The sequence below is a fragment of the Microvirga sp. P4_G7 genome (genome assembly GCF_056401005.1).
Genome location: NZ_JBFUKD010001074.1, coordinates 1 through 774, shown reverse-complemented (window position 1 = coordinate 774; position 774 = coordinate 1). Strand labels below are relative to the sequence as shown.

The 774-nt window shown below is 60.3% G+C and carries 2 protein-coding genes; both read left to right on the top strand.

The features are described from left to right. Positions 1–258: BrnT family toxin (locus tag AC1DT3_RS23110; RefSeq protein WP_477467495.1), on the top strand; the 258-nt coding region annotated here is incomplete at its 5' end. Between the two features lie 14 nt (positions 259–272). Continuing rightward, a complete protein-coding gene (locus AC1DT3_RS23105) occupies positions 273–617 on the top strand; it encodes a helix-turn-helix domain-containing protein (RefSeq protein WP_477467494.1) in 345 nt (114 codons plus the stop codon). Positions 618–774 lie beyond the last annotated feature (157 nt).

Below are 774 nucleotides of genomic sequence, written 5' to 3'. Positions count from 1 at the left end.
CCCATGAACGCGCCCGAAACATTCGATTGGGACGACGTCAAATCGGCCACGAACGAAGCTGAGCGCGGCATTCCGTTTGAAGCGGCGATATGCGTGTTTCTTGATCCGAACCGGATAGAGGCGGCGGACGACCGCCATGATTATGGCGAGGTCCGCCTCAATGTGATCGGCATGGTCGACGGCGTCGTTCTGCACGTCACCTATACGATGCGCCAAGATGTTTGCCGCATCATCTCGGTTCGGTCTGCTCATAGATAAGGAGCGTCGATATTATGGCTATGATCCGTAAATCCTTGGCGGACGCCAAGGCCAAACCCTTCAAGTTCAGTGCCGAGCAGCGCAGCCGCATTGCGGAGACGGCAGAGCTCCCCTCGGAGGATGCTTCGGCTCTCAGCGACGAGCAGCTCGCTCGCATGGTGGTGGCTCGTTCGGTTCGCCGTGTCCGTGAGCGCACAGGGTTGAGCCAGGCCAAGTTCGCAGAACGCTTCCATTTCAGCCCAGGTCGACTCCGTGACCTCGAGCAAGGTCGCACGGCTCCCGACAGCGCCCTTGAGGCCTATCTGAAAGTCATCGAGACCGAACCCGATCTCGTGGCGAAGATCGTCAACGCCGCATAGGCCCCCGTCGGCACGAACCGTAGGCTGCCGCTCGCGAAAGGCTCGTTGCTTCCCGTGCCAAGGTGGAGCGACGTCACCACCCCTGTGCCCAACGATCTCGTGTTCCCCAAAAGCCGCCGCCAAAACTGTATGTTGACGACCTCGACCTGCCATGCGC